The organism is Amycolatopsis thermophila (genome assembly GCF_030814215.1).
GTDB lineage: Bacteria > Actinomycetota > Actinomycetes > Mycobacteriales > Pseudonocardiaceae > Amycolatopsis_E > Amycolatopsis_E thermophila.
In genome coordinates this window covers 4,390,644-4,404,672 of the sequence record NZ_JAUSUT010000001.1, presented here as the reverse complement: position 1 = coordinate 4,404,672, position 14,029 = coordinate 4,390,644, and the positions used below count along the sequence as shown (strand labels likewise).

At 70.8% G+C, this 14,029-nt stretch carries 13 protein-coding genes; 4 read left to right on the top strand and 9 right to left on the bottom strand.

Annotation, left to right across the window (positions count from 1 at the left end; translation table 11 throughout):
* Positions 1–32: 32 nt before the first annotated feature.
* The 7 genes from mhpA to FB470_RS21530 are packed head-to-tail and all read right to left on the bottom strand — an operon-like array spanning position 33 to position 6,895.
* Positions 33–1,649 carry a bifunctional 3-(3-hydroxy-phenyl)propionate/3-hydroxycinnamic acid hydroxylase MhpA gene (gene mhpA, locus FB470_RS21560; protein ID WP_306994201.1) on the bottom strand — a complete coding sequence of 539 codons (1,617 nt, stop codon included), beginning with the start codon at positions 1,647–1,649 and terminating at the stop codon, positions 33–35.
* Positions 1,646–2,416 (bottom strand): HpcH/HpaI aldolase family protein, encoded by a 771-nt coding sequence (locus FB470_RS21555; protein ID WP_306994199.1) that lies wholly within the window; start codon positions 2,414–2,416, stop codon positions 1,646–1,648. The genes mhpA and FB470_RS21555 overlap by 4 nt, the downstream gene beginning before the upstream one ends.
* Entirely contained in the window at positions 2,413–2,877 is a 465-nt protein-coding gene (locus FB470_RS21550; RefSeq protein WP_306994198.1) for a nuclear transport factor 2 family protein, read from the bottom strand. The genes FB470_RS21555 and FB470_RS21550 overlap by 4 nt, the downstream gene beginning before the upstream one ends.
* Before the next feature lie 2 nt (positions 2,878–2,879).
* The gene (locus FB470_RS21545; protein WP_306994195.1) at positions 2,880–3,674 is read right to left on the bottom strand and encodes a 2-keto-4-pentenoate hydratase; all 795 of its coding nucleotides are present in this window, start codon (positions 3,672–3,674) and stop codon (positions 2,880–2,882) included.
* Positions 3,671–4,573, bottom strand: coding sequence for an alpha/beta fold hydrolase (locus tag FB470_RS21540; protein WP_306994193.1), 903 nt, complete (start codon positions 4,571–4,573; stop codon positions 3,671–3,673). The genes FB470_RS21545 and FB470_RS21540 overlap by 4 nt, the downstream gene beginning before the upstream one ends.
* Positions 4,570–5,505 carry a 3-carboxyethylcatechol 2,3-dioxygenase gene (locus FB470_RS21535; protein WP_306994191.1) on the bottom strand — a complete coding sequence of 312 codons (936 nt, stop codon included), beginning with the start codon at positions 5,503–5,505 and terminating at the stop codon, positions 4,570–4,572. The genes FB470_RS21540 and FB470_RS21535 overlap by 4 nt, the downstream gene beginning before the upstream one ends.
* A gap of 37 nt (positions 5,506–5,542) precedes the next feature.
* On the bottom strand, positions 5,543–6,895 hold the full coding sequence (locus FB470_RS21530; protein WP_306994190.1) for an MFS transporter: 1,353 nt from the start codon (positions 6,893–6,895) through the stop codon (positions 5,543–5,545).
* 201 nt (positions 6,896–7,096) lie between these two features.
* Between FB470_RS21530 and FB470_RS21525 the strand changes: the two genes are divergently transcribed.
* Together FB470_RS21525 and FB470_RS21520 are read left to right on the top strand one after the other, a co-directional pair.
* Positions 7,097–7,732: a TetR family transcriptional regulator gene (locus FB470_RS21525; RefSeq protein WP_306994188.1), complete on the top strand. Its 636-nt coding sequence runs from the start codon at positions 7,097–7,099 to the stop codon at positions 7,730–7,732.
* Positions 7,725–8,453: an SDR family oxidoreductase gene (locus FB470_RS21520; RefSeq protein ID WP_306994185.1), complete on the top strand. Its 729-nt coding sequence runs from the start codon at positions 7,725–7,727 to the stop codon at positions 8,451–8,453. The genes FB470_RS21525 and FB470_RS21520 overlap by 8 nt, the downstream gene beginning before the upstream one ends.
* Before the next feature lie 17 nt (positions 8,454–8,470).
* On the opposite strand, the gene FB470_RS21515 is transcribed toward FB470_RS21520, so the two are convergent.
* The gene (locus tag FB470_RS21515; RefSeq protein WP_306994183.1) at positions 8,471–9,325 is read right to left on the bottom strand and encodes an IclR family transcriptional regulator; all 855 of its coding nucleotides are present in this window, start codon (positions 9,323–9,325) and stop codon (positions 8,471–8,473) included.
* A 75-nt stretch (positions 9,326–9,400) separates the two neighbouring features.
* Positions 9,401–11,380, bottom strand: a complete 1,980-nt coding sequence (locus FB470_RS21510) for a flavin-containing monooxygenase (protein WP_306994180.1) — start codon at positions 11,378–11,380, stop codon at positions 9,401–9,403.
* 255 nt (positions 11,381–11,635) lie between these two features.
* Between FB470_RS21510 and FB470_RS21505 the strand changes: the two genes are divergently transcribed.
* A complete protein-coding gene (locus FB470_RS21505; protein ID WP_306994178.1) occupies positions 11,636–13,057 on the top strand; it encodes an MFS transporter in 1,422 nt (473 codons plus the stop codon).
* 67 nt (positions 13,058–13,124) lie between these two features.
* Positions 13,125–14,012, top strand: coding sequence for a VOC family protein (locus FB470_RS21500; protein WP_306994176.1), 888 nt, complete (start codon positions 13,125–13,127; stop codon positions 14,010–14,012).
* Positions 14,013–14,029 lie beyond the last annotated feature (17 nt).

Sequence of the window (14,029 nt, the reverse complement as noted above, 5' to 3'; positions counted from 1 at the left end):
TCCATCGTGTTCGGGTTCGGGGATGTGCGGGGTCACGCGATGCAGGCGGCCTCGAAGACCTTGCCGAGTACGTCGTCGAGTTCCTGGGCGAGGCACTCGGCGGCGATCACGTGGTCGGGGCGGACGATGACCGCGCCGACCGGGCGTGCGTCGAACCAGGCCTGCAGGCTCGACTCCCCACCGAGGTCGCCGACGACCGTGACGCCGGGCGCGGCGTGCTTGCGCGCCCATGGCAGCTGTGTCTTCGGCACGATCCGCACGAGGCGAGCGCCGAGGCGCTCGAGCACGGCGAGCCGCTGCGCCGGCAGGAAGGCCGTCGGGTCGTTGTTCCAGGCGATCACCCGCCAGCCCTGACCGGTGGCCTCGTCGAGCAGCATCTCCACGCCGTCCGCATCGGTGGCCCGCGGCTGCGGGAAGATCGACCCGGCGAGACGCGGCACGTCACGCGCAGGCAGCGTCTTGAACGCCGGCAGCGGGGTGTGCACCACGACGCCCTGGTCGAACTTCGGCTGGGGCTTGAACGCCTGCCGCTTCAGGGCCTCCCGCTCCTCCGGGGTGCGGTTGGCGGCGATCCGGTCGCGCTCCGCGGCCTTCTCGGGATCGTGGTCGGTCATGTCCTTCGCCATCCCGAGGGAGACGGCCACCATCTGCGTGACGTGGCCCCGCCGTTCGGTCTCGTACGTGTCGAGCAGAGCGTCGGTCGAAAGGCCCTTGAGGACGGTGGCCAGCTTCCAGCCGAGGTTGAAGGCGTCACGGATCCCCGAGTTCCAGCCCTGGCCGCCGACGACCGGCATGACGTGGGCGGCGTCACCGGCGAGGAAGATCCGCCCGTGGCGGAACCGCCCGGCGATCCGGGCGTGGTGCCGGTACACGCGGCGGCGGATGATGTCGAGCTTGGCCGGGTCCGGTACGTGGGGTGCCAGCAACCCGAAGACGTAGGCGTCGTCCTCGACGAGGTCGGGGGTCTCGTCCTCGAAGAGGGTGAACTCCCAGCGCCGGATGCCGTGCGGCAGCGCGATGGAGGCGTAGCTGCGGGCCGGATCCCCGCCGAAGACGGCGTGGGGCGTGCCGATCGGGTCGTTGGCCACGTCGATCACGATGCCGTCGGTCGGCCGGGTCTCGCCCTCGAACGAGATGCCGAGGCGCTTGCGGGTGGGCGAAGCCCCGCCGTCGGCGGCGACCGCGTACCGGGCGCGGACAGTCCCCCCGCCGGCGAGGGTGGCCACCACGCCGTCCGCGTCTTCGGCGAGGTCGGTGACTTCGGTGCCGAACCGCGCGGTGGCGTTCGGGAAGCGGTCCAGGCCGGCGAGCAGCACCTGGTCGACCAGCGGCTGCACGAAGCCGTTGCGGCGCGGCCAGCCGAACTCGCGCGTCCTCGGGTCCACTTCGGACAGGATCATCCGGTCCCCGTTGACCATGTAGATCTTCTGGTCCGGAATGGTGTGCGGGAGCACCTCGTCGACGAGCCCGGCGGTCTGCATCGCGCGCAGCGCCTCGTCGTCGATGCCGACGGCCCGCGGGTAGTCGATCAGCTCCTCGCCCTTCTCGACGAGGAGGACTTCGACGCCCTGCTGCCCCACCAGGTTCGCGAGGGTGAGGCCGACCGGTCCCGCACCGATGATGAGGACGTCGGCGGTGGTCTCGCTCATGCGGTGCTCCCGGAAGATCGCGCCGAGTCCAGCGCGGCGATGGTGTCGGCGAACGCGCGGTTCAGCAGGACGAGGTCGATGCCGAGGGCCGCGTAGTCGACCAGGCCGTCGGCGATCAGGCCGGCGGCGTACGCCGGCTGCCCCGAGTAGATGCCGAGGGTGACGCCGTGCGCGGCCGTCACCTCGCGCACGTGCGCGATCGCCGCGCGCACGGGGCCGTCCGCCCAGTCGCCCCGCCCGGGCAGCCCGTAGGAGACGGCCAGGTCGGCCGGTCCGATGTAGACGGAGTCCAGGCCCGGGGTCGACACGATCTCCTCGGCACGGTCCACGCCGGTCTTCGTCTCGATCTGGGCGATGGCGGAGACGGCGAGATTGCCGGCCTCGGTGTACGAGGCGCCTTGGTACAGCGCGGGTCTGGACGGGCCGAGGCTGCGGTTGCCGACCGGGGGGTAGGCGACCGCAGCGACCAGTGCCTCGGCCTCGGCCCGGGATTCGATCGCGGGCGCGATGATGCCGCGGGCCCCGCTGTCGAGCAGCCGCAGGACCGGCGCGGGATCGAGCGAGCCCACCCGCGCGTAGCAGTACGCGCTCTGCCGCGGCAGCGAGCGCAGGATCCCGCATGCCGCCTCCAGGCCCAGCTCGCCGTGCTGGAGGTCGAGGACCACCCCGTCGTAGCCGGCTGCCGCCGCCCACTCCGGCATCGAGAACGACGGCACCGACTGGTGGTACAGGACGGGGTTGCCGCCGCCGAGAGCTGCCCGCTTCACTGCGCCGGCCCTTCTCGCCCGGCGAGCCGGGCGGCATGCGCGGCGGCTGCCTGGCCGCCGAAGATCGGTACGATCTCGCGGCGGGCGAACCGCCACTGCCCGTCGACCTTCCGGTACCGCTCGCGGAACTCGCCGACCGACGCGGGCTGCGTCGGCGGCTCGTTGGTGTCGCGGAAGGTCAGGTACTGCACCGTGCCGTCGACCTCCTCGCCGTCCCGGACGAGGCGGATCCCGCCGATGAAGTGCCGGCTGACGATGTCGGTCTGCTGGGCGCGCCGGGCACCCCAGGCCTTCATGGCCTCGCGGTCCATGTCGCCCAGTGGGCCGGCCGAGACGCCGTCCTCGGTGTACAGCTCCCAGGTGGTGTCCGCCCGGTTGTGGTCGAGGCGGTACAGCATCTCCGCGATCAGCTGCTCGATCTCGACGCGCGTGGCCGCGTCGACGGGGTGGTAGTCGCTCATGTTCAGCCCTTCGCATCCGCGGTCGCGACCACGCGACCGAGTCCGGTGATGGTGGCGACGCACTCGACGTCGGCGGGCCACGGCTCGATGTAGCCGATGGACCCGGACAGCAGCAGCTCGCCTGCCCGCAGTGGTTCGCCGATGCGGATCGCGGTCCCGGCCAGCCAGATCACCGCGTTGACCGGGTCACCCAGCACATTGCTGCCGACGCCCCGGGTGATCTCCGCGCCGCCGCCGGTGATGATCATCTCGACCTTCGTGAGGTCGGTCTCGCCGTACGGGTGCCGCTCCTCGCCGAGCACGATGCCGCTGCAGCCGGCGTTGTCCGCGATGGTGTCGACGATCTGCCCGACCGAGCCGCCGTAGCGGAAGTCGACCACCTCGAACGCCGGCGTCACGTAGTCGATCGCGGCTTCGACGCTCTCGCGGGAGGCCTCGAGGATGTCGCTCTTCAGCGCGAACGCGACCTCGGCCTCGATCAGCAGCCGGTTGTACCGCGACAGCGGCAGGTGCGCGCCCGACGGGTGCACCATGTCGTCGTGGATGATCCCGTAGTCGGGCTCGTCGATACCCACGCGCTGCTGGACGAGGGGGTTGGTCAGGCCGACCTTGCGGCCCACCCGCCGCACACCCAGCTCGCGCTCGCGGAGGGCGGCGAACTCGGCGGAGATCGCGTACGCCGCGTCGAGATCGCGCTCGGGGAGCCGCGGGCTCACGTACGGCACGGTGTACACGTCGCGCTTCGCCTCGAACAGTTCGCGCGCGATCCGGTCGATGGTCTCCTGGGTGACGCTCACCGGCGGTCCTTTCCGCACGCGTGCTTCTTCAGGAAGGCGACCGCCGCGGCGTTGAACTCCGCCGCGCCTTCCCACTGCGGCCAGTGCGCGGCCCCGCGGATCAGCAGGTACTCGCCGTCCGGCAGCAATCCGCACAGCCGCTCGCCCTCGGCTTCGTCGCCGGTCGGCTCGTTGTCGGTCCACACCATCAGGGCCGGGACCGGCATCGCGGCGAAGTCTTCGTCCGTGACGCGGTTGCGCCACCGCCGCTCCGGCTCCCGCAGCGCGGTCACGTTCGCCATGCTGAACCCGTCCCGGGCGTAGATCGCCCGGCGGACGCGGACGAGCTCGTCGGTGATCTTCTCCGGGTCGTGGATGACGACCTGCAGGCGCTTCTTCACGTTGTCGAAGGTCGGTTCGTGCACCGCCTGGGTGCTCACCGACTGCGTCTTGTCCAGTCGCGGTCCGGCGATCATCCGCCCGCCCGGCGCGGAAAGGATCACCGTGTGCAGCCGCTCGGGGTGCTTCGGCGCGAACTTCAGCGCGAGCCACCCGCCCAGCGACTCGCCGGCGAGGTGCACGCGCTCCAGCTCCAGTGCGTCGAGCAGCGCGAGCAGGTGCTCCTCGTAGTCGCGGATCTCCAGCGGATGGTCCGCCGGCGAGGAGTAGCCGTGGCCGGGGTAGTCGTAGCCGACCACCCGGAAGCCCGCCTCGGCGAAGGCGCGGACGTTCTGCGTCCACGCCTCGATGTGGCCGCTGGTGCCGTTGGCGAGGATGACCGTCTGAGCCCCGGGGCCCGCTCCGGTGAAGTCGAGGACCCGGGTGCGGTAGCCGCCCGCGTCCACGTACCGCAGCGTGTGCTCCAGGTCCGCGATCTCCTCCCAGAAGGTCGCGAGGTGTCTCGTTCCGGTGCGGTTCACGCGGTCACCGCCGCCTGGATCGCGAAGCCGGCGCCCCACTTCTCGACCGCCCAGTAGTGGTCGACGGCCAGGCGGTACGGGCCCGCCGTGGACAGTGCCGCGTAGGCGGCGATCCAGCTGCGCATCTCGTGCGCGGCCGAGCCGCCCTCCGCCAGGAACCAGCCGTTCTCCCAGCCGTCCGCCTGAGCGAGGTCGCCGGAGCGGAGCACGTCGAGGACGAGCGTGTCCCATTCCTCGTTCAGCGGGTCGCTCGGGGCCTTGCCGTCGGCGATCGCCTGGATGCCCTTGACGATCAGCTGCTCGCGTTCGTGCCGTTCCTCGGGCGAGGGCGCATAGCTGACCAGGCGCTCGTGCACCGTGTCGGGGGCACCCTCCCAGCGCGGGATCGGCGGGCTGTGGGAGATGCCGCCCGAGGCGAGGAACAGCACCTTCTTGTCCATCTCCTGGGCGGCCCGGCCGAACGCCTCGCCCATGAGGCGCACCCGCCGCAGGGGGGAGAGCGGTAGGCCGATCGCGTTCACGAACACCGGCACGATCGACTGCGTGAAATCCTTGCCGAACACGAAGTCGAGCGGCTGCACCACGCCGTGATCGACCTTCATCCGCTCGCTGCGGCCGATGTCGATGCCCGCACCCAGCACTGCGGTGTGGAAGGCCCGGGCGGCTTCGCCGTCGACGGGGAGCGGCCCCGCGGTGGTGCCGTAGTCGCCGATGCCTTCGGCGACCGCACCGATCACCCACGGGGTGATCAGCGAGTAGAGCTGGCCGTTGAAGTGGTCGGGCCCGAACACCACGACCAGGTCGGGGCCGTACTCGGCGACGAACCCCCTGACCTCGTCGATGGCGGCGTTGATCTCGGCGAACGTCTCCCCGCCCGGGTCGACGTTGCCGAAGGACGGCGCGTGGGAGAGCGCGGCGACAGCCAGCGGCATGGTGCGGTTTCCTTTTCTCGAAGGTGTTGGACGGCGGCTACGCGGACGTGGCGGCGAGCTGAACGTCCGGTGCGGCGGAGCGGCGGCGCAGGCTCAGGTGCAGGCCCACGACGCAGAGGCCGGCGACGAGCATGGGCAAGGCGAAGACGGTGAAGGCCGCCCCCATCCCCATGCCCGCGTCGAAGGCCGCCCCGCCGACGATCGGCGCCGCGATGCCGCCGAACCGGCCGACGCCGATGACGACACCGAACCCGGTCGAGCGGGCCAGCGTCGGGTAGAGCGCGGGGACGATCGCGTAGAAGGCGGCGGTGCCCGCGCAGACGAAGAACGAGGCCAGGAACAGGGTCCACCAGGCGGTCGGCATCCCCGGGCCGGCGAAGCCGAACAGCGACAGGGTGACGGTGGCCAGTACCAGGAAGACCGGGGTGAGGAGGCGGACGTTGAGCTTGTCGCCGAGGAAGCCGAAAAGGACGTTGCCGAGGATGCCGCCGACGCTGAACGCCGTGACGAGCTGCGCGGCGAGGGCCGGCTGGTGGTTGGCGGACGCGACGGTGCTCGGCGCCCAGTTCGTCATGAAGTAGAAGCTGAGCATGTACGCGAAGTACCCGATGACCATCAGCAGCGTGTACAAGCCGGTCCGGCCGGTGAACACGGTGCGCAGCGAGCCCTTCGCCTTGACACTGGTCGAGTCGGACTCCGGGAGCGCGTCGAGCGCGGGGCGGTGCATCTTCGTCAGCAGCGCGTTGAGCCGCTGCAGGGAGTCCTTGCGCCGGCCCTCCGAAAGCCAGGCCAGTGATTCGGGGAGGAAGGCGAACGTGGCGAGCGCGGCGATCAGGCTCAGGGCGAACCCGGCCCACCAGCCGAACCGCCAGCCGTGCGCGCCGAGCATCGGGCCCACGATCATCGAGCCCAGCAGCCCGCCGATGTTGATGGCGGCGGCGTAGACCGCCATCACCAGCGCGTACACGCGCTTGGCGGTGTACTCCGCGAGGATGACGCCGACCGCGGCCACCAGGGCGCCGATGCCGATCCCGGTGACGATGCGGCTCAGGACGAGCGGCCAGGTGCCGGTCTCCTGCGTCGCGAACGGGCCGATGAGCATGCCGATCGCGATCGTCAGGGTGGAGATGACGCCCATCTTGCGCCGGCCGATGCGGTCGGCGAGCGGCGCGACGACGATCGAGCCCACGAGCATGCCGATCAGCGCGCCCGACATGACGAGGCCGAGCTCGGCTTTCGAGACCCCGAAGCCCTTCTCGATGTAGGGGGCGGAGAACGACGTGAGCGAGACGTCGTAGCCGTCGAGCACGACCAGGCCGATCGCCACGACGACGGCGCGGATCTGCAGGCCGCTCATTCTTTCTCGAGCGATGTGGTCGGTGATCCTCATGGAGACCTCTCTGTCTCGGGATCGGCGGACGTGCGTGGTCGCCGTGGCCGCCAGGTCGGGGGTGGGCCGCGCACCGGCGGGTGGCGGTCCCTAGAATCAGGGTTCTAGAATTGACGTTACAGTCACTGATGCCGACCTCAGTTGTCAAGGGGTGAACCGAATTTGGTAGAACGGCTGTCCGAGCGGCTGCTAAGGGGATCGATGGCGACGAGGCGAAGGACCCACCGGGCGTCCGAGATGTCGAAGCGGGCGATCCTCGAGGCCGTGCTCTCGCAGGTGGTGAAGGCCGGGTACGAGGGCACCACCATGGCCGACGTCGCACGCGCGGCTGGTCTGCCGATCGGGTCGGTGTACTGGCACTTCCAGAACAAGGAGCAGCTCTTCGTCGAGCTGCTCGACTACTGCTTCGAGGTCTGGAAGCAGACCGACGCCGGCATCAGCGGCATGCGTGAGCGGCTGCGGCGCAGCATCAGCGAGTCGGCGGCGGCTTCGGCGAGCCTGGACGAGCCGGCCGCGGCGTTCTGGAGCATCGGCCTCGTCTTCGCGTTCGAGCGGCGCCTGGAGGACAACCTCGCCCGCCAGCGGTACCTCGCCATCCGCGAGGAGATGTTCCAGCTCGTCACCGACCGGGTGCGGGCCTCCCACCCGGGCGTGCCGGAAGAGGTCCTGGCGGAGCTGGCGGTGGACATGGCCGTCATGGGCCGCGCGCTCACCGACGGCTTCCGCGTCGCCGCGGCGGCCGGCGACGACATCGACTTCCTCCGGTACGCCGAGCTGTCCGCCGACGCGCTCGAATTCCTGGTCGCCGCCCGCCTGAAGGAGCACGAGCATGCCTGAGCCCACCTCGTCCGCGGCCGAGCGGGTCGCGATCGTCGTCGGTGGCGGATCCGGGATCGGCGCGGCGTGCGTCCGGGAGTTCGCCGGGAACGGCTACCGGGTGGTGGCGATGTCGCCGTCGGGCCGGGCCCGGGCCCTGGCCGAATCGCTGGGCGGTGCCGGGGTGGACGGCTCGAACACCAGCGTCGAGGATCTGCGGGCCTGCGTCGAACTCGCGGTCTCGCGGTACGGCCGGGTCGACGCGGTCGTCAACAGCAGCGGTCACGCGGCACGCGGCCCGGTGCTCGAGATCACCGACGAGCAGTGGTCCGAGGGCGCCGACCTCTACCTGATGAACGTCGTGCGCATGGCCCGCCTGGTGACCCCCCACCTGATCGCTTCCGGGGGCGGCGCGATCGTGAACATCTCCACCGCCGGCGTCTTCGAGCCCGGTCCGATGTTCCCGGTCTCGGTGACGATGCGAGCGGCACTGGCCTCGTTCACCAAGCTGTACGCCAACGAATACGGCCCCCGGGGCATCCGGATGAACAACCTGCTCACCGGGCTGACCAAGGACGACCCGAGCGTGGTCCCGGCGGAGTGGACGAGCGGCATCCCGCTGCGCCGGGCGCAGAGCACCGCGGAGGCGGCGCGGGTCGTCCGTTTCCTGGCCGGCGAGGAATCGGCGTACCTGACCGGTCAGAACATTCGCGTCGACGGTGGCGAGACCAAGTCGGTCTGACCGGGCCCGCCGGGCGGCTACGCCGTATCCGGGGATGAATTCGTGCGGCGGTGGGTGCCGGAGTCGTCCGGGTGCCGCCACGGCGCGCCCGCGAGTTGCACCTGAACGGCCGCCACCGCGGACCGCAGCTTCTCGACCGTCTGCTTCGTCAGGGGTTCGAGCCGCTCCGCGGGGCCGGAGATCGTGATCGCGCCGAGCGCCCGCCCGCGCCTTCCCGGGACGGCGACGCTCACCGCGTACAGGCCGGGCTCGCTCTCGCTCCGGTTGACCGCCCACCCCGCTTCCGCGACCTCCGCGAGCTCGTCGAGCAGTTGACCGCGGTCGCGGATGGCGCGCTCGGTGCCACCTTCCAGCGGCTGCCCCGGCGGGTAGAGCGCGCTCAGCTCCTCGGAGGTCAGCGTGGCCAGCAGGCATTTCCCCGCCGACGTCGTGTGCGCGGGCAGCCGGGAGCCGACGCGCGAGGCCGAGCGGATGACGTAGGTGCCTTCCGCGACCAAGGTGAAGAGCACCTCGTCCTGCTCGCGGACGAGGAAGTGGGCGGTCTCGCCCGTTTCGAACGCGAGCTGCGTCAGCAGCGGCTGGACGACCGGACGGACGTCGACCGCATCGGCGACGACCATCCCGAGCTCGACGAGAGCGTGCCCGGCCGTATAGGTCTTGTCGGTGAGGTTGCGCTGCAGAAGCCCCGCTTGCGCCAGCGTCGACACCATGCGGTGGGCGGTGGAACGGGCGACGCCCAGCTCGGCCGAGACGTCGACGGCCCGGATCGTCGAACGGGTGCGCAGCATCAGCAGTGTCTTGGCGGCGTTCTCCACCGCCTCGATCGCGTACCCGTACCGCGCCTCGGTCGCGGCGGTTGGTTCCTGATCCATGAGCGTCCCTTCTCTGCCGGCTGAGCCAGGGTATCCACAGCGTCGGCGAGAGAACGTCACCGCGGCGGTGCGTCGTCATCGGAGGAAGACGTGGTCCTCGTCGCGCACGGTCTCCGTGACGTCCCAGTAGTCGGCGTTGGTGTACGGCCATATCTGCGAGACGCGACCGTGGCTGTTCTTGTACCAGCTGCGGACATACGGCTGCCCCCATGACATCCGCCGGTTGCCGCGGTCGACCCACGCGACGAAGCGGTCGAGCGCGGCCGGGAGCACGTCGATCGCCGCCGCGCCTTCCTCGAGCACCCGGCGCACGGCCTTGACGGCGTACTCCGCGGCGCGCTCCAGCATGAAGTGCAGGCTCCCCGCCGACACACCGCCGATGTTCGGCCCGTAGATCATGAAGAAGCTGGGGAACCCCGGCACCGTCACGCAGGCGTGCGCGCGTGCGTCGCCCGCCCAGTACTCGTGCAGCTCCAGCCCGCCGCGCCCGATGACCTCGATGCCCTCGAGGTAGTCCGACGGCTTGAACCCGGTCGCGAACACCACGATGTCCACGACGTGCTCGACGCCGTCCCCGTCGACGATGCCCCGTGGCGTGAAGTGGTCGATGCCGCTGGTCACCAGGGTGGTGCGCGACGAGCGCAGCGCGGCCGCCCACACCCCGTTGTCGCGCAGCATGCGCTTCGCCCCCGGCGGGTAGTCCGGAATCGCGTGGGCGAGCAGATCCGGGCGGCCTTCGAGCTGGGCGGACAGGCGCCGCACGAGTTCGTCCCGCACCGCCTGGTTCCGGGCGGACACGCTCAACGGCGCCCCCGGCCAGCCTTCCTCCGCCGTCACCGAATGCGTGCGGCCGGGGATGCCGAGCAGGATGACCCACAGGCGGTACCACTGCGCGTAGTGCGGCACCTTGCGCCGCAGCCAGGAAAACGCCTCGGTGACCTTGTCGTGGTAGGTCGGCGCGGGCAGCATCCACGGTGCGCTGCGCTGGAAGAGCACGAGCTCGCCGACGCCGTCGGCGATCGCGGCCGGCACGATCTGGTACGCGCTCGCCCCCGTCCCGATGACGGCGACGCGGGCCCCGGTCCAGTCGACGTCGTCCCGCCACTCCTGGGTGTGCATCGTGACCCCGCGGAAGTCCTCGGCGCCCGCGAAGTCGGGGATGTTCGGCCGGTCGAGCTGGCCGACCGCGCTGACTATCGCGGAGAAGGTCCGTTCGCGTTCCACGCCGGCGGAGTCGCGGGTGGTCACGTGCCACCGCCCGTCCGCGTCGCTCCACCGCGCGCGCACGAGCGTCGTGGAAAACTCGATCTTGTCCGTCAAACCGGCGCGAACGGCCACGTCCCGCAGGTACTCCAGGATCTCGTGTCCCTCGGCGAACTGGTGCGGCCAGTCGCCCCGCTGCGCGAACGAGTACGAGTACCCGAATGTCGGGGTGTCGAGCCGGACACCCGGGTAGCGGTTCTTCGCCCACGTGCCCCCGAGTTCCGCGGCGCTCTCGACCACGGTGATCGGCACACCGGCCTGCGAGAAGCGGTGCGCCGCGGCGATGCCGCCCACGCCCGCGCCGACGATGAGCACCGAGTAGTCGCGATCCCCGGCCAGGTCCGCGAACCGCCAATCGGGTGCGCCGCCCTTGTCCGGCGCGAGGTTCAGTTCGTGCTTCAGCGAGGGGTGCCATTCCTCGCGCCCGCCGGTGAGGTAACCCAGGATCGCGTCGACGTGCTCGGGCGGCAGGACGGAGACCGTCGTGATCCGGCGTTCGGCGAGTTCGCGGAGCCCGGCCAGGGCGAGCTTCCGCGCCTGGGCCTGCTGATCCTCGGTCATCCCGCCGTGCGGGCACGGCGTCAGGTCGGCCGGTGGGTGCGGAGGCTCGAGCCCGACGCCGAGCCAGGACAGGTCACCCGTCGCCGCGGCGATCGATGCCAGCAGCACGGGCAGTTCCGCGCCGTCGACGACCCGTTCGAGTTCCGCGTCGGTCTCGGTGATCGCTTCGGTCGGCGAACTCGGGAAGAGGTCGTCGAGCTGCACCTCGGTCCGTTTCGACTGCGTCGTCACGTCTGTCACACCTGCCTGGGGGGGGTTGGAGGGTTCTGGCGGCTGATGTTCCGCACAGCAGACTCGGTTCTGCAAGCTAGCACACGATCCGCCGAAAAACAGGTCTTGCGGGTTCGCGGCAACGCCGCCTAGCCTGCCAACAGCGATTCCGCCTATCGAAATCTGTTCTGCCTATCAGAACGCAGCGGTTCATGCGTCGTCGATCGACGCGACCACACGCGCGAAGCCGCGCGCGACGACAAAGGAGTCATCGCAGTGACCGAGACGAGCCAGTACCCGCCGCCCCCGGACTCGCGCACCTCACCGGCTCATCGACGCCGGGTCGTCCTCGCGACGATCGTGGGCACCGCGATCGAGTGGTACGACTTCTTCCTCTACGCGGCGGCGGCCGGGATCGTGTTCGCGGAACTCTTCTTCGCCCCGGCGGGACGGGGGTTCGGCACGATCCTCGCGTTCCTGACCGTGGGCCTCAGCTTCCTGTTCCGCCCGCTCGGCGCGTTCCTCGCCGGGCACCTCGGCGACCGGTACGGCCGGAAGCTCGTCCTGCTGGTCACCCTGGTGATGATGGGTGTGTCGACGACCCTGATCGGTGTCCTGCCGACGCACGCCGACATCGGTATCGCCGCGCCGGTCCTGCTCGTCGTGCTGCGGGTGCTGCAGGGGATCTCGGCGGGCGGGGAGTGGGGCGGAGCCGCGCTGTTGGCCGTCGAGCACGCGCCGCCGCGGCGACGCGGGCTCTTCGGCGCGTTTCCGCAGGTCGGCGTGCCGATCGGGCTGCTGCTGTCCTCCGGTGTGCTGGCGCTCATGACCCGGATCGCGCCCGGCGAGGCCTTCCTCGAGTGGGGCTGGCGGGTGCCGTTCCTCCTGTCGGTCGTCCTCATCGTCGCCGGCGTCTACATCCGCCGCCGGGTCGAGGAGAGCCCGGTCTTCGAGGCGCTCGTCGAACGCAAGGCGCGGCCGCACGCGCCGATCGCCGCGCTCTTCCGCAAACACCCGCTGCTCCTGATCGTCGCCGGCTTCGTGCCGGTGGCCAGTCAGGCGGTCGGCTACATGACCACGGGCGGCTACATCCAGCGCTACGCCACGGATCCCACCGGCCCCCTCCGCCTGCCCACCGGGGAGGTCCTGTGGGCCGTGACGGGGTCGGCGGTGACCTGGCTTGTCTTCACGCTCGTCGGTGGCCTGCTCTCCGACCGGATCGGCCGCCGCCGGACCTTCTTCCTGGCGTGGGGGCTGCTGTTCGTCGCCGTGCTCGCGATGTTCCCCCTGGTCAACACCGGCAACGTGGGCCTGCTGTTCCTCGGGCTGGCGTTCCTGACCGTCGGTCTCGGCCTCGCGAACGGCCCGCTCGCCGCGTTGCTCGCGGAAATGTTCCCCACCTCGGTGCGCCTCTCCGGGGCTTCGATCGCGTACGCCATCGGCGCCATCGCCGGCGGCGCCTTCGCGCCGACCATCGCGACCGCGCTCGTGCAGGCGACCGGTACCACGTCGTCGGTCACGATCTACCTCATCGTGATGGTCGGCCTGTCGACCCTGGCGATTCTGCTTCTCAAGGACCGCAGCGGGATCGGCCTCGGCCCGGAGAACGAAGCGGAACAGTCGGTCAGCCCGCTCCGCGGACGCGCCCGCGCCGTCCGCGCCCAGACCGAGCGCCCGAGCGCGCCGTCGCGGAGCTGAACAAGACCTTCGTGCCCGGCGCCGCCGGGCATTCGACCATCGCGCTCAACCTGCTGTGGAGGCTCGCATGAGCTGGGGTGTCATCTCCGACATGGGTTCGGTGACCATCCGGACCTCGGACATCGAGACGTCCGTCCGGGACGCTGTCGGCATTCTCGGCCTGAAGGAGGTCGGACGCGACGGCGAACGCGTGCACCTGGCCGCGGCCGGCGACCGTCCCGAACTGACGTACTTCGCCGCGGACGTCGACGGCCTCGATCTGCTGGGGCTGGTGGCACCGACCCTCGACGCGCTGCACGAGGTGCGCAAGCGCATCGAGCACGAGGGGCTGCCGATCCTCGCGACCTCGCCGAGCCAGCCCGGCGCGGAGGACGGCTTTTCCTTCCTCGGACCGGAGAACTTCGCGTTCGAGGTCGTGGTCCGGCCCGGGGGGAACCCGGTCCAGCCATCCGGTTTCGGGCCGAAGCGGTACGGACACTTCAACTTCCACCCGCAAGACCACCGGCGCATGGTCGGCTTTCTCACCGGCGTGCTCGACTTCCGGGTCTCGGACGTGATCGGCACGGGCGGCTCGCTCGGCTACTTCCTCCGGTGCAGCAGCGAGCACCACGGGATCGCCGTGCTCGGCGGGCGAGGCACGCTGCACCACCACGCGTGGGAAACGCAGAGCTTCGTCGATCTCGCCAAGCTCGGGGACCGGCTGCACGCACACGGGCGCGAGCTGCTGTGGGCACCGGTGCGCCACGGCGCGGGCCAGAACCTCGCCGCGTACTACCTGGAGCACTCGGGCAACGTCGTCGAGCTCTACACGGACATGGAGCACATCTACGACGACGACCGGCCACCGGCGGAGTGGCCGGACGGCAAGGTCTGGTGGAACGAGTGGAGCACCCACAGCGGCTTCCTGCCGGACGGCTTCCGCGACCACGGCCTGGCGCCGACGACCAAGCGCTGACCGCAGCGCACCGACAA

What these genes read in the sequence shown, in the direction of transcription:
- mhpA (WP_306994201.1), bottom strand. Translation starts at nt 1,649, where the DNA reads ATGAGCGAGACCACCGCCGACGTCCTCATCATCGGTGCGGGACCGGTC.
- FB470_RS21550 (WP_306994198.1), bottom strand. Translation starts at nt 2,877, where the DNA reads ATGAGCGACTACCACCCCGTCGACGCGGCCACGCGCGTCGAGATCGAG.
- FB470_RS21535 (WP_306994191.1), bottom strand. Translation starts at nt 5,505, where the DNA reads ATGCCGCTGGCTGTCGCCGCGCTCTCCCACGCGCCGTCCTTCGGCAAC.
- FB470_RS21530 (WP_306994190.1), bottom strand. Translation starts at nt 6,895, where the DNA reads ATGAGGATCACCGACCACATCGCTCGAGAAAGAATGAGCGGCCTGCAG.
- FB470_RS21525 (WP_306994188.1), top strand. Translation starts at nt 7,097, where the DNA reads ATGGCGACGAGGCGAAGGACCCACCGGGCGTCCGAGATGTCGAAGCGG.
- FB470_RS21520 (WP_306994185.1), top strand. Translation starts at nt 7,725, where the DNA reads ATGCCTGAGCCCACCTCGTCCGCGGCCGAGCGGGTCGCGATCGTCGTC.
- FB470_RS21515 (WP_306994183.1), bottom strand. Translation starts at nt 9,325, where the DNA reads ATGGATCAGGAACCAACCGCCGCGACCGAGGCGCGGTACGGGTACGCG.
- FB470_RS21500 (WP_306994176.1), top strand. Translation starts at nt 13,125, where the DNA reads ATGAGCTGGGGTGTCATCTCCGACATGGGTTCGGTGACCATCCGGACC.